Source organism: Streptomyces sp. CNT360 (genome assembly GCF_000424785.1).
On record NZ_KE384248.1, the window covers coordinates 60,907 to 81,694 of the forward strand.

At 73.9% G+C, this 20,788-nt stretch carries 5 protein-coding genes; 4 read left to right on the forward strand and 1 reads right to left on the reverse strand.

The window, feature by feature from the left end:
* Positions 1–1,775 precede the first annotated feature (1,775 nt).
* A complete protein-coding gene (locus H297_RS0132875; RefSeq protein ID WP_027740497.1) occupies positions 1,776–14,402 on the forward strand; it encodes a lonely Cys domain-containing protein in 12,627 nt (4,208 codons plus the stop codon).
* 238 nt (positions 14,403–14,640) lie between these two features.
* On the opposite strand, the gene H297_RS40675 is transcribed toward H297_RS0132875, so the two are convergent.
* Complete coding sequence (locus tag H297_RS40675) at positions 14,641–15,522, reverse strand: RICIN domain-containing protein (RefSeq protein ID WP_027740498.1); 882 nt, start codon at positions 15,520–15,522, stop codon at positions 14,641–14,643.
* A 567-nt stretch (positions 15,523–16,089) separates the two neighbouring features.
* On the opposite strand from H297_RS40675, the gene H297_RS0132885 reads away from it, so the two are divergent.
* The 3 genes from H297_RS0132885 to H297_RS0132895 all read left to right on the forward strand — a co-directional run bounded on the left by H297_RS0132885 (position 16,090) and on the right by H297_RS0132895 (position 20,740).
* Entirely contained in the window at positions 16,090–17,115 is a 1,026-nt protein-coding gene (locus tag H297_RS0132885) for a LacI family DNA-binding transcriptional regulator (RefSeq protein ID WP_027740499.1), read from the forward strand.
* A 137-nt stretch (positions 17,116–17,252) separates the two neighbouring features.
* The gene (locus H297_RS39890; RefSeq protein WP_051352393.1) at positions 17,253–19,259 is read left to right on the forward strand and encodes a glycoside hydrolase family 2; all 2,007 of its coding nucleotides are present in this window, start codon (positions 17,253–17,255) and stop codon (positions 19,257–19,259) included.
* Between the two features lie 35 nt (positions 19,260–19,294).
* Positions 19,295–20,740 carry a sulfatase-like hydrolase/transferase gene (locus H297_RS0132895; protein WP_027740500.1) on the forward strand — a complete coding sequence of 482 codons (1,446 nt, stop codon included), beginning with the start codon at positions 19,295–19,297 and terminating at the stop codon, positions 20,738–20,740.
* The last annotated feature ends 48 nt before the right edge of the window (positions 20,741–20,788 follow it).

Here is a 20,788-nt window from a genome sequence, read left to right on the forward strand (position 1 = left end):
AGCCGCGGCCGTCGGGGGGTTCTGGTGGTCAGGAGCGGCCGGGTGGGGGCGCGGGTGGGGGTTCGCGTGATCCGTTCGAGTTGCCTGGCCAACGGCTGGGCGGCCCGCAGGACAACCCGCACGGCACGCCGGAACCGAAGCCTGACGGCAGCCAGTCGGGCCGCTCCTCCGACACACACGCCACACCGCCGCCCCGCACCGGACGCGGCTACGACTATCCCGCCACCCACCACAACCGCCCGACGCCGGAAACGGACACGGACACGGGAACCGGCGCCCCGGGGCGCGCCTCCGGCGCGGACCCCTTCGCATCGCCCGGGCAGCGGCTCGGCGGTACGCAGGCCGACCCGCACGGAACCGCCCAGCCGCGCCCTGGCGGCGGACGTCCACCAGGGAGCGAGCGTACGAGCGCCCCCCAGATGCCCGCGCGCACCGGCCCCGGGCACGAGCGGCCCGCGACCATGGACGACCTGCCTGCCGAACGCCCCTCCGCCACGGGCAGCCGCAGTTCCGGCACCGGGAGCGGCAACCTGCGTGACAACGGCAACGGCAGCGCCACCCGCGTCGAGACGCAACCGACGGCGAGCCGCCCCGACCCCGACAGCCGACGCGGCGGCAACGACGGCCAGGCGCCCACCCCCGGCGGGCCCAGGAGCACCGAGAAACCGGCGAACGAACCTTCCACGCCCACCTCCTCCGGACCCGCACGCCCAGGCACCGGCTCACCCGGCGCGCCGAAAGCCACGCGGCCCGACTCTCCGGGGCAAGGCAGCGTCCGGCCCGTACCGGGGGAGGGGGGCAACAGTGGAAGAACCCAACCGCCGGGCTCCCACGGCGAGACGGACGGACTCGCCCCCGAGCAGCACGGTGATGCGATCACGCGGTACGGGCGTGATGCGGGGATGTCCGCGCAGGAGGCGGCGGAGTGGAGCGGCCGGTTCGCTGACGCGCACCGTTCGGGAACGCCTCGTACGGAGCTGAACGAGCGCTTCAACGAGCGCCTCGACCAGCTCACCGGCCCGGCGCTGCCCGAACAGGTGCGGAGCGGCCACGACTCCCAAAGCGGGCCCGTCGGTACACCCGTCGAGGACGCGGCGGGCGGCACGCACTCCAGCGCCTCTGCGGGCGGCACGCACTCCAGTGCCTCTGCGGGCGGCACGCATTCCAACGCCTCGGCCGGGGCGGGCGGGCCCGGCGGTGACACCGGCTCAGGGCGTACCGGCGGTGGCACGAGCAACGGCGGTCCGGGTACCGGTGGCGGCAGGGACGCCGGTATTAGCAGCGGAACCGGCAGCGGCGTGGGAACCGGTCCCGGCGACGGCGGGTCCGCGTCTGGTGGCTCTGGTGGCTCTGGTGGCTCTGGTGGCTCTGGTGGCTCTGGTGGCTCTGGTGGCTCTGGTGGCTCTGGTGGCTCTGGTGGCTCCGGTGCCTCCGGTGGCGGTGGAGCTCCGACGCAGGAGCGCACGTCCGGTACGGGTCCCGCATCGCCGACACAGGCGGGTCGGACGACGAGCCCGGACCAGAGCGGCCCCGCCTCTTCCACCGCAGAGGAGATCCGCGCAGGTGGGACGCCCCCCGCGGAGGCGCACACCGGTGCGGAAGGGAGCGCCCCGGCTGGGGCGGCCACGCGCCCCGCGACCGGCGGGCCCGGCACCGCGACCGGCGGGCCCGGCCCCGCGACCGGCGGGCCCGGCACCGCGGGCGCCCGGATCCCCGCGCAGGACCTCCGGCACCCGGGGGCCCGCCGCTTCGACCCCGACGCGGCGCGGGAGCGGTTGGGCGATCCGGCGCTGCCTCCTGGCCGGGCGGACGAGTCGGTGCTGTGGGCGCAGCAGGCGGTGGCCGACCGGCTGGACCAGGTCGCGCCCGGGGAGAACCCGCTCGGTGTCGTCCCCCGGGTCGGTGAAGTGGTGCTGCTCGTCGCCGCCGAACACGTGCGCGGCGGGCACCTCGCGGGGAACACCCTGTTGCACTCGCTGATCCGCGGTCCGCAGCAGCCCTCGGCCGGTTCCGCGCCGGGGGCCGGGAACGTACCCGCGCCCGGGGACGCCGCCGGCTCCAAGCACGCACCGCCGACAGGGCACGCTGCGGCCCCTCAGCACGACCCGTCTGCCCGGAACACCCCTGCGCCACCCGCCGAGCCGACGTCGCACGCGGGGCCGGCCTCGCACGCCGACCCGGCCCCGCACCGGACGCAGGCCTCCGTGTTGCGGCCCGGGCACGCTCCGGCGGTGGACCTGGCGCCACCGGGATCGGGGGCGTCCACGTCGGGCGGCTCCGGCGGTGCCGTGCTCGATCCGGTCCGGGACTGGGCGCGGCTGTCCCGGACGGGCGGAATCCGGCGCTCCGCGGAGCTGCGGGCGATCGACGACGCCGTCGCGGCACTCCCGTCACGACCCACCGCGGCCCCTCTCCAACGGGTGCTCGACGCGGTGGCGGTGTGGAAGAGCGGCAAGACGCCCGGCAGCCAGCGGTGGTCGGCGGTCACACAGCTGCAGAACGCGGTACGGCAGCAGCTCGGTCTCCTCGGCCGCCCCGATGCGACCTTCCTGGGGCAGTCCGGCGCCTCCGGTGCAGGCGGTGCGGCGCCGCAGCAACCGGCCGCAGGACGGCCGCAGCCAGCCGGCGCGAGACCTGCCACCGTTCCCGGTTCCGCGGCCACCGGCCCGCGGCCCGTCACCGTCAGCGGCGACGGGCCGTCGACCGGCTTCGAGGTCGAGCTGCACGGCTTCCGCGTCACGTTGCCTCCCGGCGCCGACACCGACGAGTACGAGGACATCGTCACGCTTCCCGGGCTGCTGAAGATCACGATGGATCACGCAGCAGGCACCCCGGTACTGGAGATCGTCACCGAGCCCTCGCGGGGGCTGGCGGGATCGCGACCGGACGGCCGCGCCGATCACGATGCGGTCCGGGCCGCCTTCGCGGACGTACTGAACAGGCTCCACAGCATCGGGGACGGCAAACGCCTCGTGCACGTCTTCCCGAGCGAGGCCGGCTACGAGGTCGATGTGGCCGCCGCCGAGTTGAGCGTGCGCCCTCATGAGGCGGGTGGTGGAGCCTGGCTCGTGCACCACACGGTGACCTCTCCGCTCGCTGGTGTTCCCGCGCTCATGGGACATGTGGCAGGACACATGCGGACGGAGATGTCCGTCACCCAGCAGGCTCGCACGGACGCGCTGGCCGGGGTCGAGTACGGAGCGCACGCGCGGGCCGGGTTCGAGGAGTGGCTGGCGCAGCACCCCGACCGGCAGCAGGCGGCGAACAGCTGGGACGCCGCCGAGCTGGAGGGCGCGCTCGCCCTGGGCTACGCGCAGGTGGCGGCCGTCGTGCGGGGCGGCCGCTCCAAGCTGGCCCTTCCCAAGGACTTCACCGCGGTGACCTCACGGGAATCGCTGGCGGCCATCCGAGCCGCGCTGGGGCCCGTCCCCCGCCAGTACCTCGACCAGCACGCCGACGGACTGTCGCACGCGTTCGCCACCCACTTCACGCGGCACACGCAACCAGCGGACCACGGCGATCCGCTGGCCGGCAGGCTGCCGCAGGACTGGGCGCGAGGAGAGCGCGCCACGGTCGGCCAGTACCTGGACAACCTGCTGCTCGCCGAGCCACCGCGCGTCATCGACCAGCACGAGGCGATGGCGGTCCGCACCAACTTCTCGACGCTGGACGGGAATCCGGAGGGTGACACCCCCCGGCTCGTTCCGCCTGTCGTCCGGATCGAGACCCGGCCGTACGCGCCCTTGCACTCGAACCTGGAGACCGTCGGCGACGAGTTCGACACGCTGGCCCAGTGGTCCGTCGACCTCTACAACGAGGCCCGGCAGGCGCGTGGCCTGCCACCGGTCGGCCGGCCGCTCGCCGCCGGCCGGCCGGGCTTCCCGCCGCCCGCCGCGACCTCTGCGGCGACGGTGACGATGCCGCCCGCTTCGGCCCCGGCCGCCTCGTCGAGCGCGCCGCAGCACACCTCCCAGCAGCCGGAGCCCGCCCGGCGGCAGCCCGCGCTGCCGCCGGGCGGCCCCCTCGCCGAGCTCGCCGGCCGGCTGCCCGGGATGACGCGGGACGAGCGAAGCGGAGCACTCACGCTGCTGCCGGAGGCGGACCTGGACGCCCTGGCCTCGGACCGGGCCGTCGTGGACAGCCTGCGCACTGCGCTTCCGCCGGAGGACTTCGCCAGGACCGTGGCCCAGCTGATCGTGCGGGTGCCCGGCGAGGTGCACCAGCCGATCGCGGTGCGGCAGGAGACGCAGGAGCGCCTGACCTCGATGCTGGGCGACCCCGATGTCGCGGTGCGCGTGCTGGACCGCGGCGTCCGCGTGACCGTCGCGCCCCGCGACGTGGCCGCCACCGAACTGGGCCCTTTCCGTCCGCTCAGGGGCACGACGGGCGGCGACGGCCGCTCCTACGACGCGACCCGCGGACTCCAGTACGAGGGGCACGTGCTGGTCTCCGAGGAGAACCTGCTGGGCGAGACGGCCGAGGTGCCGCATGCCGTGCGCTACGAGGACGGCTACTCCACCACCACGCACGAGTTCGCGCACGCACTGCACCACTACGGGCTGAGCCCCCAGGCGCAGCAGCTCATCGCGGACACCTTCGCGGAGAGGGAAGCGCAGGGCGCCGCCGCCCCGTGGCCCGACGGTCCCTTCCGCGACCCCTCCGGCGTGCGCCCGCAGCGCAACTACTCCTCGCACAACGAGCACGAGTGGTTCGCCCAGCTGACCAACGTCTACCTGGGGACCAACCACGGCGCCGACCCCTTCACCGGCCGGCCCCGCAACAACACGGCGCGGTGGGTGCACGACCACGAGCCGGGCATGTTGCCGCTGTTGGAGAGCCTGTACGGTCCCGCGGAGCAGGCCACGGCCTCCGGCCCCGCGAACCCGGTCCGCGCCACCGACGCGCAGAACGAGATCTACGCGGGCTTCCGTGCGCTGTTCGACCAGGCGGAGGCCACCCTCGTACCGCAGCCGCACGCACCCGTACCCGCACCGGCCGGCCCCGTGCCCGACGGCAGCCGGGTGCCGGGACTCGACCCCGGGACGTTCACCGGCGCCGGGACCGACACGCCCGCGTCGAGGGAGTCCCTCTTCCCGCCGCCGGCCGGGGCCACCCCCCAGGACCTGGTGGCGACGCTGGTGCAGGTCTTCGGCCCCGACGTCGCACAGAGCCCCGCGCTCGCGCCGACGGTCAACTCCCTCGCGGCGCTGGAACGCGCCCGGGTGGGCCACCCGCGGTTCGGTGCGGGCCCGATCGACCTGGTCGGCCTCACACGCGAGGTGTTCCACCTGGGCCCCGACCGTCCCGTACCGCCCGAGGAGGTGATGCGGCTGCTCCAGGTGACCGGAAGCGCTGTACGGCGCGGCTGGGGCGACTCCGTTCCGGCACTCGCCGCGTACGTCCTGCACCGGGGTGGCGCGACGGACGGCTCCACTGCGCTGCCCGGGGCGGGGAGCGGGCCTGCCGGACGCAACTGGGGCGCTGCGTCCGGCATACGGATCGACACGGAACACGTGTGGCAGCAGGCGCAGCCGACTCCGGTCTCCTCCGCCGCGCCGTGGCACCCCGCGCCGTGGACGGTGCTGGCCGAGCGCGACCCGGGCACCGGGGCCCTCCTGGTCAGGAACGGCAGCGGCAGCGCGGTACCGGTCGGCGAGGACGTGTTCGTCGAGCTGGTGGTGCGCGACCCGCAGCGGCCGCCGAACAGTGAGGTACTGCTGCTGGTTCCGCCGACGGAGAGCGCGGCCGAACGACTGCCGCGGGAGGTGGCCGACCGCACGGGCACGCGGGCCTGGTCCACCGACGGGCACGTCGACGTGGTGCTACCGCAGGGCGCCCAGGGCCCGCACTCGATCGTCCTGATGGACACCGATCCCGGCCGGCGCCCGGTGGGGACGTGGCTGCCCAGCGACCCGGGACTGGTCGGCGACCGCCCGGGTGCCATGGTGACCGCGACCGACGGCACGGTGTTCTCCGAGGACGACATCCAGTCCTTCACCCTCACCACCGCCGACGGGCAGCAGCTGACCGGACGGGCGTTCCTGAACCACCTGGACATGGCCATCCGTGAGCAGGATCTGCGGTCCGTCTCGCAGACGCGGCACTACACCGACCTGGACGAGGGACTTCCGCCGGTCCTGCCGGTGCGTGAGGGCGTGCTGCTGCCCCTGCCGCGCGGCCTGGAACACGCCTACGTCTCCCTGGGCCACGGTGAGCGCGGCCGGTTGGTGCTGCCGCGGCTGAGCACGGGTGGGAACCAGACGGTCCCCACCCGGGAACTGGCCGGGGTCCTGCGGCGGCGCCCGAGCCTCCGGCGGATGCCGCCGGACCGGCCCGTGTGGTACCTGTGGTGCGAGCTGGGCATGGTCCGGCCCGGGAGCGACCCGCTGGAGCGTCCCGCGGCGGCACAGGAACTGGCCAACGGCACGCAGCGCACCGCCTTCGCCTCGGACATGCCGGTGGGGGTGGCCGCCGCGGAGGGCAACTGGCCGCCGCGGCTGCTCAAGTACGACGACCCGGACCGCCCGGCGGGAGGTTGGCTGGAGTTCCGCCCCGAACCGGGTGCCGCGGTCCTGACCGAGCTGGCCGACCTCGCCGGCCTGCCGTCGGACGTGGCCCGCCGCACCACCCGGGTGCTGCGCTGGATCCGTGCCCTGCGGCTGGTCTTCGACGTCGGCATCGACACCGATCCCGGGCGGGTGCTGGACTTCCGGGATCTGATCCGGGGATTCGGCGCGCTGGAGATGCAGCGGCTGTACAGCGGGGGACAGGTCGACAGCGGGCCGCTGACCTGGCGGGGACTGCACCAGATCGTGGCGGACAACGCCCGGCGGTGGGGGACCGATCCCACCGTGACCCCGGGCATGCTGCAGTGGCTCCTCCAGCAGGCGGACCAGGGCAGGCGCGTGCTCCCGTACCCGCAGCCGGCGGCCACAGGACCGGCGGCAACCGGGCGTGCGGCCTACCCGGCCCCGCCCGGAGGCAGTACGACCGGTACGACCACCGTGGAGGAACACCCCCTCGCCGAGATCCGGCGCACCGGCGTCACCACCGAGTCCGTCACCGCGTCCGGCCCGGCCCGCCGAGCCGCCCGGCCGCCCTTCGCCACCCGGCACGGCGCCTCGCCCGACGCCGCGCCCGCCGCGAACGCCCAGGCTCCTTCCGATGCCCGGGCTCTCCCGGATGCTCAGGCTCCTGCCGGTACTCAGCAGTCCTCCGAGGAGGCGGACGGCACGGTCGCGGACGGGGAGCCGGCAGACGGAACGCCCCTGTCCGCCGTGCTGTCGGCCAGGGGACTGAGCCCTGTCCACGTGCCGGCCGTCGGGGACGCGCTCGCGAACGCGCTGACCGCCGTCGCTCCACGGGAGACGGGACGCCTGGCAGGGCACGACCGTCCCGCCGGTGCGCAGGAGTTGCGTGGCGCGCTCGCCGACGCGTTGGCCGAGGACCTGCGGATGCCGCCGTCCGAGCAGCGGCTGTGGCCGGCACTCGACGCCCTCACGGAAGCGTCACCCGTCGGCGGCCGCTCCGCCACCGGCTCGCAGGAACGCGCCGACGTGATGTCGGGGATACGCACCGGGCAGGGCACTGCCGCCTCCGACTGGCAGACGCTCGCCACGGCGGCGCCGGTCCTGGGGCTGCACGTGACGGTTCTGCGCCCGGACGGTACGGAGTGGATCACCGGCCCCGCGGATGGGCGGCAGGTCGCCCTGGTGCTCTTCGAGCAGGGCGGTTCCCACCATGCCGCCTGGGCCGCGACGGAACCCGCCGACACCCGCCGAAGCGACCCGCGCCGAGCCGACACGACGCCCGCCGCCCCGGCGCGGCGCCCGGCTCCGGCGCGGCGCCCGGCTCCGTCGCGTGGCCGCGGCACCGTCCCGGCTCCGCCCTCCGGCCCGCCCGTACAGAACCGGCCCGGATCGGGGACCGCAGCGCCCGGCACCGCGAGCGCGGACCGCCGGACGGAGGTCTTCTTCGGCCCTGAGCCCCGCCCGGCGACGGCGCGCCCCGCACAGCGACAGCAGCCGCCCCCACGCACCGTCCCGGTCGCCCGACCCGCCGCCCGGCCACTGCCGTCGGCTCCGGCCTCGTCCTCCACCGCGGCGCCCGAGGTGCAACCCGCGTCGTCGCGCACACCTGTGGTGGCGCCCGCGCCTCCGACGGGCGGCGACACCGTGGGCCCCGTCAGCGGGACCGCTGACACGACGAGCGGTGACCGGCCCGTCGGCCCGCAGGGCGAGGGAGAGGAGCCACGCGAGCTGTCTCCCTACGTCCTCGCGCACGGTGTCCGGCACGACGGCAGGACGGGTCTCGTGCTGTACGAGCCCGTCCCCGCGGAAGTGCTCGACGCGGTGCACCGGCAGGTGACCGACGCGCTGGGCCTGGCCCAGGGCAGCGACGCCCGGCGTGAGGTGCGCCGACAGCTCGAAAACGTGCTGAGCGCTCAGGAGATCGCCCACAATCTGCCGTACGTGCGCAGCAGCCGCGGGCACAGCGTCGTGGTCACCGCCGACGGACGGGAGCACACCGTCGATGTCAGGCTGCGGTTCACCGACCCCCGACCGGCCCCGCGTGCGGGGACGGTCGCTGCGGTGCCGCGCAGGACGACGGTCGAGCGGCGCAGCGAGGGCGGCCAGTCGTGGACGAGCACGGAGAGCTCCGGCACGTCCCGGACGGTGCCCATTCCCTGGATCGCCATCTACAACGGCCCTGCCGGGCCCCTGCGCTGGTTCGACGGGTCGCTGACGCTGTCTCTGACACACAATCAGCTGTCCCGCTCCTCGACGGTCAACGGGACCGTGCAGGCGACCACGGTGCACCGTGCCACCGACCCGGCGCACGCGGTGGACTACGCGGGGGTGTGGCAGGTGCGCGTCGACACACCGCGTGACGCACCGATGGACGCGTGGCAGCCCGAGCAGCGGCACGGCCGGCTGACCGCGTGGTTCCCCGAGCACCTGGCCTTCGGCTCGGGAGGGGCGCAGGACCCGCTGCCCGAGCCGGCAGGTGTCGGCGGCCTCCCCCTGTGGGGCGTGGACGACGTCACCGAGCCGGGCCGGCTGCTGGAGGAGGTCCTGGCCGACGAGGCGTTCGCCGAACTGCGCGCGATGGACGAGACCTCCCGCGACGACCTGGCGGAGTTCCTCTCGGAACAGATGACCCGTGGCGGTGCTCCGCTGCAGCAGGCCGGCGGGGTCCACTCGCCTGTGCTGCAGGACTCGTCCGGCAACGCTCTGGGCGTGCTGCGGCTCACCGTCACCCTGCAACCGGGGGCGGCGATCTCGCAGACCCCGGACGGCCAGTTCTCGCTGGAGTCGTATGTCACTCTCGGCTCGGGCCTGGACCATTCGGCGAAGCTGACCAGCGGCGCGGGGCTCGACGGCAGCGGCGGCCCGATGTTCACCCCCGACCACGCGGCCGGACATCCGAGCGGCGCAATCTCCATGGGGGGCGGCGTGTTCGGGAAGGCGGGCGCGAGCTGGCAGACGAGCGACGCACTCGACACCGGCGGTACGGCGTCCCTCACACACGCGCTGTACACCACGAGCAGCCACCTGCTGGTGCCGTCAGGGGTCCGCTACGGGGTGACGCTGCTGCGTCCCGGTGGCGGCCGGATCCACCGCGACCACGGCCCCTGGCAGGACGGTGTGCAGCTGCGGCTGCCGCAACGGCGGACCGCGGAAGGACACCGCCCCTCAGCCGAGGAGCGCCGGCAGCTGCCCGGGCGGCTGGAAAACCTGGACAGCGTCGGCACGTCCGCCGTCCCGCTCGGTGTCAGCGACTCCGAGCTGCTGTTCGCGCGCGCCGAACAGTGGTTGCGCGATGAGGGTTTCCTGCCGCCCGCCGAGCACACCAGGCGCCCACTGGACGAGCCCCGCGTGTGGGCGCAGTTGCACAACCTGCGGCAGTTCGAGCAGCTGCGCTCCCGGTTCGGCCTGGCCACCTCGCTGCCGGACGCCGTGGACGGCGGGCGGCCCGTCTGGTTCGAGCTGCCGGGCATCGCCTCAGGCGGCACCCGGCGCGTACAGCTGCGGTTCACGGTGACACGCGACCACACCCGGCACACGGAGCACACCCGCAGGCTGCCGGACGTGGAGACGATGGGGGTCGCCTCCTACGCCGCGCACGGCTCCCGGCAGCGCGGTACCGCGTGGGGCGGCGTACTCGGTGGCGGTGGCGGGCCGAGGTGGCCGCTCGCACACGGCGGCTGGGCGCTGGACACCACGGGGGACTACACCTGGAGCAGGCAGACCGGGAACTCGGAGTCGCTCGACTCCGCCCTCGCCGTCGACCAGTTCGCCATCGCCACGCAGGACGGCACCGAAGTGTTCGACGTCCCCGCACACTTGGCGCTGGACCTGTACGAAGGGACAGCGGCCACACCGGCCGTCCGCTTCGCCGACCCCACCTCCACCACGGCCGGAACCGCAGGAACAGCCGGGAGCGCCTCGACCGCCGCGACGGCGCCCACCACCGCGGCGGCCCCGGCGCCCGCACGGGGCACGGTCGCAGGCCACGTCACCCTGGCGGTACCGCACCACCACACCGTGGAGCCGTTCATCGGGCCGGCCGCGCCACCGCCGCGTGACACCAGCCGCCCCCCGCGCACCGGAGGAGGCGTCGACGACGACACCGTCCGGCTCGGTGGAACGAACGGCGCGGGGCGCCCCCTGCCCGGACTGACCCGGCTGCCGGACGACGCGCTCGTGGACGCCTTCCGCGGCAGCGCGGCGGTACAGGACGCTTTCCGGCACATCGTCACCGGCACCTACCCGGGGCACCCTGTCGACGACAGCGCGTTCCATCGCGTCACCCGGGCCGTCGGCCGGCAACTGCCTGGCCTCGCCGTGGCCGCGGGCAACCGCGTCGCCGGCTACCTGGCAGGCGGACCCGCCGAGGACCAGGGCGCCTTCGTCAGCGAGGTGCTGCACCAGCAGGTCCGGCCGGCCGCCCTGCTGAGCCGCGCCCACCAGATCTTCAACGGCAGCTATGTCGTCGAGGGACTGACGATGCCGGGGCTGGGCGCGGACCAGGAGCTGTCGCTGGAGATCCAGGGCTACCTGCACAACCCGCGGCACACCGGCAGCCACCGCACGTACGGCGAGAGCGATCTGTCCTCGTCCCAGTCCTCGGGCCGGCAGCGCGGGGTGACCGACTCGCACCAGGGCGGCTTCGGTGTCACCGGCCTGCAGTCGGCGCCCGACCCGCGCCCCGACGGCAGTACGCCCCGCGCTCACCAGGCCAACCCCAGCGGCAGGCTGACCGGCGCCCGGCGCACCGGGACCTCCCACGGCGACACCCGCAGCACCACGGTGACCCGCTCTCCCGTCGAGTCGGCCGAGCAGCACGGCATCACCGCCGACGCCACCTTGCTGGTGACCGTCAGGTGGGGGACGCGCAACGTCGTCGGCAACACGGTCGGCCTGGGCAGCCGCCCCGCCGTCACCGTCGCTCTCGACCTGCCGGACGCCGTGCACTTCACCGTCGCCGCGGGCCAACTGCTGCGGTACGCGCAGTGGTTCGCCGGCGTTCCCGGCCTTCCCCGCCCGTCGGCCACCCCGCAGACGGTGCCGCTGCCGGACCACTTCATCCGGTCCCGGCAACCCGGCCTGGCCGCCGTGCTCTCGGTGACCCCGCTCGACCATCCGGTGCACCGCAACGAGAGCCGCAACCGCCTGCACCGCGAGCTGCTCGCTCTCGTGGAGCGGGAGGCCCCCGGGGTGACCCGCCCCGGCCACTCCGCGTATCTGCCCGGCGTGGCCACCCGGATCGCCGACCTCACCGCGCCCGGCGGCCTGCGTGCCCTGCCGGGACGTGGCTCGGTCCGCCTGTGGTTCCGGCACGCGGCCGCGGGCGGGACCCGGCTCGTCGAGGTCACGCTGTCCGCCGAGCCGGAGTTGCAGACGCCGGCACTGCGCCAGGTGCGGGGCAGGCCGGCGGGGGAGGGCGCCGCGCTGGAGCAGCAGAACATCTCCTCGCCCGACCAGCGTTCGGCCTCGCGGACGGTGTCCGAGGCCTACCAGCTGACCGCCAACCCCATTTCCCGCTACCCGCGCCCGGAGGCCGGCCGAATCGACCGCACGGGGCCTGTCCTGGGCGCCTCCTCCAACCGGAGCCGGACGGCCGGTGCCCGGACCGGCGCGGACGACCGGTTCTGGTCGCGCACCGGGAACACCGCCGACTTCGCAGTCGGCTACACCCTCACCGGGACCGTGCGCTCCGAACTGGTCTGGGACTGGCCTCCCGACCTGGTCGGCGGCGTGCTCCAGGCCGGGCTGCTGACCTGGGCGGACGACGACGGCGGCGCGGACACCGGATTGCTGGGACGCTTCATGCGGATGCTGCACGGCCGGCCCGCGCGCGAGGTGTACGTCCCGGCCGAGGTCGGCCTGCGGTTCGCCGCCTCCGAGGCGGTGCCGCCGCGCACCACCGGCCTGCTGCCGAGGCCCCCGCGCACCTCCTCGGCCGATCCGCGGCCTACGGCGGGGCCGCGACTGGTGCCCAGCGGGCCGACCCCGGTGCACGGCTTCGTCGGCTTCCCACAGCTGGCCACGGCGCTGCGGACGGTCGCACCGCAGCTCCCCGCCCACCGGCTGCCGTTCGACCCGGCCGAGCAGGTCGACGACGAGGCCGCGGCGACCTGGTTCGGCGAGCTGATCCAGGCGGAACAGGTCGCCGTGGAGCTGCCGCGCACCCCGGTGCCGCCCGCCGGAACCATGCCCGGCGCCTGGCCGGAGGAGGACCAGCAGGAGCAGGCGCCGACGGTGGAGGTCACCCTGCACAACCCGCGCCTCGTCACGGATGCCGAGGACATCGCCGTGGACCGGCTGCGCACGCCGACCCGCACCGTCAGCGGTTCCTCGTCGACCGCGACGGCGGCGACGGCCGGTTACCAGTTCACCGAGAGCGGCAACGCCTCCAACCTGCAACTGGTGAGCGTGACCGTGCCCGTGCTCTCCCGGCAGCCCGGCTCGCACACCGGCGGCAGCTCGGCCACCGGCATCCGCCGCGACCGGCTGATGACCGGAAGCCCGGAGGCGTCCGGGAACGGCACCTCCACCCGCAGCTACGAGACGCTCGTGGACGCTGTCCTCACCGTCAGGGGCCCGCAGGGAACGCGGTACGTCACCGGAACGGCCACCACCCGGCTCTTCGAACGTGACCTGCTCGGCTTCGGCGCCGTCGGGCCGCGCGTCGCCTCACGGGTCTACGACCTGCCCGCCCTGCTCGCCGAGCAGCCGGACCCCGTGCTGCGCGACTGGACCCGCCACCCGGCCACCGTGCTCCCCGGGGTGCTGGCTCAGGGACTGGGCGCGGGGGAGTCCGGTGCGCAGCTGTGGCTCGAACTCGGTGCGGACCCGGACGGCAGTCGGCTGGCCCGTGCCCTGTATCTGGGATCCCGCACCGCCGTCGCGGCGGGCCGGCCGGTGGAACTGGCACTGCGTGGACCGACAGGACTGCGATTCTGGCCGTTTCGGCCCGACGGCTCCCTGGCCGACCTCACCCCTGCCACCGCGGGGACCTGGACCAGGCTGCGCGGCGCCGTCACCGACCACACGCACGCGGTGGCCGCCGAGGCCGACGCCGCGGCCCGGGTGCAGGAGCTGCTGCCCGTACTGGAGCAGGCCGGCATCCGGCTGGGCGCCGCGGAGCAGGGATGGGGTGCCGCCGATGCGGAGCACACCTCCGCGTACGAGGCGCTCACCGAGGTCCGCCGACGGCAGCAGGTCCTCGACGGGCGGCTGGAGGACGCACGTCAGGTCCTGGCTGCGGCTGAGCAGGCCGCCCAGGGACGGAGCGCGGACGTTGCGCGGGAGCTGGCCCGCGTCGAGACGGCAGGGGAGGAGTTGCGCGCCGCGGAAGAGGCGGTGCGCGAGGAGACGGCGGCAGGTCCGCCCGCATCGCCGCGCCCCTCCGGCCGGGGGAGCGGTAGCCACGGCCACAGCGGTGCCTCCCGCCCTTCTGCAGCCGACGCCCTGCCCGGACTGCGGCAGCGACTGGCCGGTGCCCGGCAGGACCTGGAGCGTGCCCGCGCCGCCGAGACGGAGGCGGCGGCGGGCGTGCAGCGCGCCCGGGACAGGGTCACCGGCCTGGAGGAGGACGCACGTCACCTGGCGGCCGAGGCGGCGGACGCCGACCGGGTCCGCCGCGAGGCCGCCGAGGTGCTGGAAGCGGCGCGAACCGACCGCGACAGCCGGTACGCCGCGCACCAGGAGATCCAAGGCGCGGTCTCGGACGCCCGGCGGGAGCTGGACGACCAGCGGACGATCCACCGGAACGCCTGGGCCGCCATGCCCGGCCTGGCCGGCGTGCTCAGCACCGACAGGTGCAGGGAAGGCGTCGGGGGCGCACGCTTCCCCCTGGACTCGCTCTCCTCACCGGCCGGCGGCCGCTCCCGCTGACTGCGCGCACGGCCCGTGCGGGACGAGAAGTTCCGTACGGGCCGGGGAGCCCCCGGTGCACGCTCGGCCGCCGGTGCGGCGCGGGGAGAGGGCGGGTACGCCGGCGGCCCGCGCGACGGAGGCGAAGACGCGCGAGGTGCCGTCCGTCAGCGGGAAAACGGGGCGAGGCCGGAGGCACGGGTGATGCCGGAGGAACGGGGAAGGCCCAAGGCGCCACGGCCACGGCCGGGGCGTGACGTCACCCGGTGAAGCGCCAGCGGCTGACGTCCTGTCCGCAGTCACCGATCTCCAGCGGCTGGTCGAGCTTCTTCAACTCGGGGCCCCTGACCCGCAGACAGAGGTTCTTGCTGGCGTGGTTGTGGACCAGCAGCGTCCGGCCCGGGGCGGGCTGGAGCCACCACAGCTCGTTGTCGTCGAGCGCCGGGTTGCAGTGCGCCTCCTGGGCCCTGGTGCCCGCCGGCTTGGGGCCGCGATCCGGCAGCTCCAGGCAGTACCCGTCCTTGACGTTGCGGATCAGCACCAGGTCGGCGCCGCCCGGTCCCTTTCCGGCGTGCTTGACCCGCACGTCCCACAGCTGGTTGTCCCGGTCGGTGCCGTCGCAGCGGAACTGGTTGACCGGCGTGCCGGTCTCTCCGGGGCCGTCGTAGTAGGGCAGGTCGGCGCAGAGGCCACTCTCCGCGTTCTGCAGCAGCACGCGGGAACGGTTCGGGCTGGAGCGGGACTTGACGTCCTTCTCCGCCTTCTTCTCCTGTTCCGCCTCGGACCTGACGGAGGGCTTGGACGACGTGTGCCTGTCCGGCTCGGGCTCCCGGTCCGCCGGCTTCGTGGACTTCGACGGCTCGGGGGAGGCCGAGGCGGAGGGCCGTTCCGTGAGCTTCTTGCGGTGCGCCGCCTGCTGGGCGGCCAGCTTCTCCTTCTTCGCGTCCTCGTCGGCCTGGTAGCTGCGCCAGGCGCTGAGGCCGATGGTGCCGCCCGCCACCAGCGCGAGAACAGCCACCGAGCCGGCGACCCTCGCCCCCAGGCGGGAGCGCTCGCCCGGCTGCTGGACCGACGTGGTCAGCGCGTCGGTGAACCGTGCCCGCTGCCGCCGCTTCGCATCGTCCTGCTCCGTCTCGCTCATCGCCGTTCCCCATCACCGCTGCTCATCAACGCTGCTCCACTCCAGGCCCTCCTGCCTTCAAGGGCACCGTCCGGGATCCGGCGGCGCATGCGTATCCGCCCGCGGGCCTCGGGACGGTGCGGCCCCGCAGCCGCGCCCTCCCCCGGTGCGGCGAGCAGGAGTTCCGTACGCACGGACAACGATGGTACGAAACGCCGGAACGACGACAGACGCCGACCGGTCATCGGCCGGCCGGACACCACCGGAAGCGGGCCCTTCCACGGCGCGGACACGCGTGCCACGGGGCTGCCTCCCGCACGCTCCCCCCGTGCACCTGCCCGCAGTTTCGCGGCAGCCGCGCACCGGCATGCGGGGCGCGGGCGCGAAACGGCCACCGAACGGGCCGATGCGGTACGTGCCACCCGGTGGCCGGTCTGCGGGACACGGCGGTCCAAAGGCCGGTCGGTACGTCGTCGGTTCTCGGCGCCCACGTCAGTAGGATGAGTCGGTCGCGTCGGCGGCAGCTCGGCACAGAAAGCGAGCGGAACGCTGCGCGTTGGTGACGGCGGAACAAGGAGTTACGGCCCCATGCCGGAGCAGGCTCGTCGCAGGCCCACGGTGAAGGACGTCGCGCGGGTGGCGGGGGTTTCAGCCAGCACGGTTTCCAATGTGCTGCACGACCATCCGTACGTCGCCGCAGACAAGCGCAGCCGAGTGGAGCGGGCGATCGAGGAGCTGGGGTACGCGCCGTCGCTGGTCAGCCGGCAGCTGCGAGCGGGGCGCTCGCAGGTGCTCGCACTGGCGGTGCCGGACATCACCTCACCGTATTTCGCGCAGCTGTCGCACGTCGTCATCGCGGAGGCGCGGCGGCGGTCGCTCACGCTGTTCATCGACGAGACGCAGGGCCGTGCCGAGCAGGAGCGCACCATCATCGGCGGCTATCCGAGCCGCGGGGTGACCGGTGTGCTGTTCTGTCCCGTCGCCATGACGCCGGAGGAGCTGGAGCGGCGGAAGGGCGACGTCCCGACCGTTCTGCTCGGCGAGTACGTGCCCGGCGGCTCGTTCGATCACATCGCGATCGACAGCAAGCGGTCCGCGGTCGAAGCCACGGAGCATCTGCTGGGACTGGGGCGCAGGCGGTTCGCCTTTGCCGGCATGCGGCTCGCCCACGGCGCGGGCCCGGCCTTCGAGCGGCTCGTGGGTGTGCGAGCGGCGCTGGAGGAGCACGGCTCGGGGCTCGACGAGAGCCTGGTCTTCGATGTCGGCGAGCACAGCCGCGAAGAGGGATACCGGGTGGCCGCGGAGCTGGCCGAACGGCGTGCGCAGTGCGATGCGCTGGTGTGCGCGGCCGATCTGCTCGCCGTGGGCGCCCTTGCGGCCTTTCGGGATCTGGGGGTCGGCGTCCCCGGGGATGTGGCGGTGCTGGGGTGGGACGATGCGCCGGAGGGGCGGTTCACCGCACCGCCGCTGTCGTCCGTCTCGCACGACATGGCGGGCCTGGCGGGGCGGGGCATCGATGCGCTGCTGGCGCGGCAGGGCGACCCCGGCCGTGCTGCCGAACATGCCGTCGTCAGCCACCGCTTGGTGGTCCGCGGCTCCACCGTCGCCACCTGAGCCGTCGTACCGACACCGACGAACACGCCCACACGAAAACTCACAATCTCTGTCGCCCGGTCTTGCAACGTTACAAGGTCCGGTTCTACGGTTCCCGGTACATGCGGACGCGCTGTCGGCAACGACGGGAGAACGACATGACCCAGGACGGGATCAGCAGGGCCGCCCTGCTACGCGGCGCGGCCGGCGCCGCCGGTGCGGGGGCGCTGTCGGCGATGGGCGCGAGCGGTGTCGCATCGGCGAGCAACCACCCCGCGCCGGCCGTGCCGTCCCAGGCGCGGCCGGCCACGGAGCCGGCGCTGCGCGCCGTCCAGCCGGCCGAGCACGGCTGGCACCCGAAAACACCGCGGCTGACCACGCCGTGGACCGCGGACGTGTCGCCGCGGAACGCCCGCTTCGAGTACCCGCGACCACAGTTGGCGCGGGAGCGATGGCTGAGCCTCAACGGCGTCTGGCAGTTCGCCCCGGCCGACGCGGGGGAGCGACCGGAGCCGGGCAAGGCGCTGCCCGAGCGGATCCTGGTGCCGTATCCGGTGGAGTCGGCGCTGTCGGGCATCATGCGGCACGAGCCGCGGATGTTCTACCGGCGCCGCTTCGTCGTGCCGCCGGCCTGGGACATCGAGGGGAAAGCGGACGGGCAGCGGCTGCTGCTGCACCTCGACGGCACCGACCACGCAGCCGAGGTACTGGTCAACGGGCGCTCCGTCGGCAGCCACGAGGGCGCCTACGACCGGTTCACCCTCGATGTGACCGACGCGCTCGCCACCGGTCGCGACGGCCGTCCGGCCGGGGAGCAGGAGCTCGTCGTCATCGTCGACGACCCCACCGAGAACGGCGTCCAGCCGCTCGGCAAGCAGCGCACCACGGCCCTCGATCCGACGTCGAAGCACAGCTCGCTCTACTACACCCCCTCTTCCGGCATCTGGCAGCCGGTGTGGCTGGAGCCGGTGCCCGCCGTACGGATCGAGCACCTGGTCGTCGTGCCGGACATCGAGGAGGAGACCGCCACCGTCACCGTCCTGATGGCCGGTGACGCACGGGCCGACGTGGAGCTGACGCTACGCCACAGCGACCGGACGGTCTCGACGGTGCGCGGTGCCTCCGGTACGGAGCTGGTGCTCCCGGTGCCGGGGCAGCAGCTGTGGTCGCCGGACCATCCTTTCCGCTACGGGCTCGACGTCCAGGTTGCCGGGCGCGGCGGCGACCGGGTACGGCACCACTTCGGTATGCGGACCGTGCGCATCGAGAAGGTCGCAGGCGCGCCGCGGCTGCTGCTCAACGGGGAGTTCGTGCCGCAACTGAGCTGCCTGCAACAGGGGTTCTGGCCGGACGGGATCTACGCCGCTGCCACCGATGATGCGCTGCGCTTCGATGTCGAGGAGGCCAAGCGGCTCGGCTTCAACACCATCCGCAAACACGTCAAGACCGAGCCCGACCGCTGGTACGACTACGCCGACCGGCTCGGCATGCTGGTGTGGCAGGACATGCCCAACACCGCCACCGGCCGGCAGCCTCCGACGCAGAACGAGCCCTCGCAGCCACCCGAGGAGGGCAAGGCGCAGTTCGAGCACGAGCTGAAGCGCATGGTCGAACAACTGCGGGCCTTCACCTCCCTCGTCATGTGGATCCCCTTCAACGAGGGCTGGGGCGCCTACGACCTCGCCCGCGTCGCCGCGCAGGTCCACGAGTGGGACCCGACCCGGATCGTCAACGAGATGAGCGGGACCAATGTCGCGGACTACGCGGAAGGCGGTGGCCAGGTCGCCGACCTGCACAACCTCAAGGAGCACTGGCCGGGCCCGCCGCCGCGCAGGGAGCGCGAGCGGGTGGGGATCATCGGCGAGTTCGGCGCCTTCGCATATGTGCCCGAGGGCCACGAGTGGGCGCCGGGGTACAGCGATCCCAACCAGGACGTCGACGGGGCGAGGGAACTCACCGACGTCTACGTCCAGGCCATGCGCGACATCGCCGGATTCGTCGCACGAGAGGGGCTGAGCGGGGCCAACTACAACCTCTTCGAAGACGCGGAGTTGCAGGTCAACGGCCTGTACACGTACGACAGGCGGGTTTTCAAGGCCGCCGACAGGGACCGTGTGATCGCCGCCAACCGGGCCGTGATCGCCGCCGCCCGCAACCTGCGCTGACGACGGTTCGTCTCTGCGCACCAAGGAGCACCAGTATGACGACCAGGCCCAACGTCCTGTGGATCTGCACGGACCAGCAGCGATGGGACACGCTCGGCTCAGCGGGCAACACCTGGACCCGTACCCCGCATCTCGACGCCCTGGCCGAGCGCGGCGTCGTGTTCGACGCCGCGTACTCCCAGAGTCCGGTCTGCACACCCTCCCGCGCCGCCTTTCTCACCGGCCGCTACCCGCGTACGACCGGTGCCCGGCAGAACGGGCAGTCGCTGCCCGAGAACGAGGTGCTGGTGACCCGCACCCTCGCCGAGTCGGGGTACGTGTGCGGACTGGCCGGCAAGCTGCATCTGTCCGCCGCGCACTGGTCCGTGTCCCCGGGCACGGAGCCGCGCGTACGGGACGGCTACTCCGAGTTCCACTGGTCGCATCACCCGGACCCGCATTGGCCGACCAACGAGTACATCCACTGGCTGCGCGAGCGGGGCAAGACCTACGAGACGCCCTTCCTGGAGGACTCGCGGCACGTCATGCGCGGCATGGCGGAGGAGGACCACCAGACGACGTGGTGCGCCGAGAAGGCGATCGACTTCATCGACGCGCACCAGGGCTTCGACAACCCCTGGCTGTTCTCGGTGAACATCTTCGACCCGCACCACCCCTTCGACCCGCCGCCGGAGTATCTGCAGCGCTATCTCGACCGGCTCGACGAGATCCCGCTGCCCGAGTACGAGCCCGGGGAACTGGACGACAAGCCGGTCTTCCAGCGGATCGACCACGCGGGCGCGTACGGCGGCAACGAGGATTTCCGCTACCCGCAGATGACCGACCGCGACCACCGCCTGATCCGGGCCGCGTACTGGGCGATGTGCGATCTGATCGACGTCCAGGTCGGCCGGATGCTCGACGCTCTGGACCGGACCGGGCAGCGCGACAACACCCTCGTGATCTTCTCCACCGATCACGGCGAGATGCTCGGCGACAACGGCCTTTACCTCAAGGGGCCCTACTTCTACGACGCGGCGGTGCGGGTGCCGCTGCTCATCTCCTGCCCGGGACGGGTGCCCGGCGGCCGCCGGGAGAGCGGGCTGGTCGAACTGGTGGATCTCGCGCCCACCCTGCTGGAGGCAGCGGGACTGCCGAAGAACCCCGGCATGCAGGGGCGTTCGCTGTGGCCGCTGCTCACCGCCGCTGCAGACCCGGCACCGGTCCGCGAGGACGTGTACTGCGAGTACTACAACGCCATGCCGTGGCACCCGGATCCGGCGCCGCAGGCCACCATGATCCGTACCGCCGAGCACAAGTTGGTGGCCTTCCACGGCCTGGACACGGGCGAGCTGTACGACCTGGGTGCGGACCCCGGGGAGCACGTCAACCTCTGGGACTCCGCCGAGCGCGCCGCTGTGAAGGCCGAACTGCTGGTCCGGCTCGCCGACCGGATGGCGTGGACGGTCGACCCACTGCCCGGACGCGTCGCGAAGTTCTGACCTCGCCGTGGGCCGGCGAGCAGCCGCTCACCGGCCCACGGCATCCAC

Coding starts and splice junctions, on each gene's coding strand:
- H297_RS40675 (WP_027740498.1), bottom strand. CDS start 15,522: ATGAGCGAGACGGAGCAGGACGATGCGAAGCGGCGGCAGCGGGCACGG.
- H297_RS0132885 (WP_027740499.1), top strand. CDS start 16,090: ATGCCGGAGCAGGCTCGTCGCAGGCCCACGGTGAAGGACGTCGCGCGG.
- H297_RS39890 (WP_051352393.1), top strand. CDS start 17,253: ATGACCCAGGACGGGATCAGCAGGGCCGCCCTGCTACGCGGCGCGGCC.
- H297_RS0132895 (WP_027740500.1), top strand. CDS start 19,295: ATGACGACCAGGCCCAACGTCCTGTGGATCTGCACGGACCAGCAGCGA.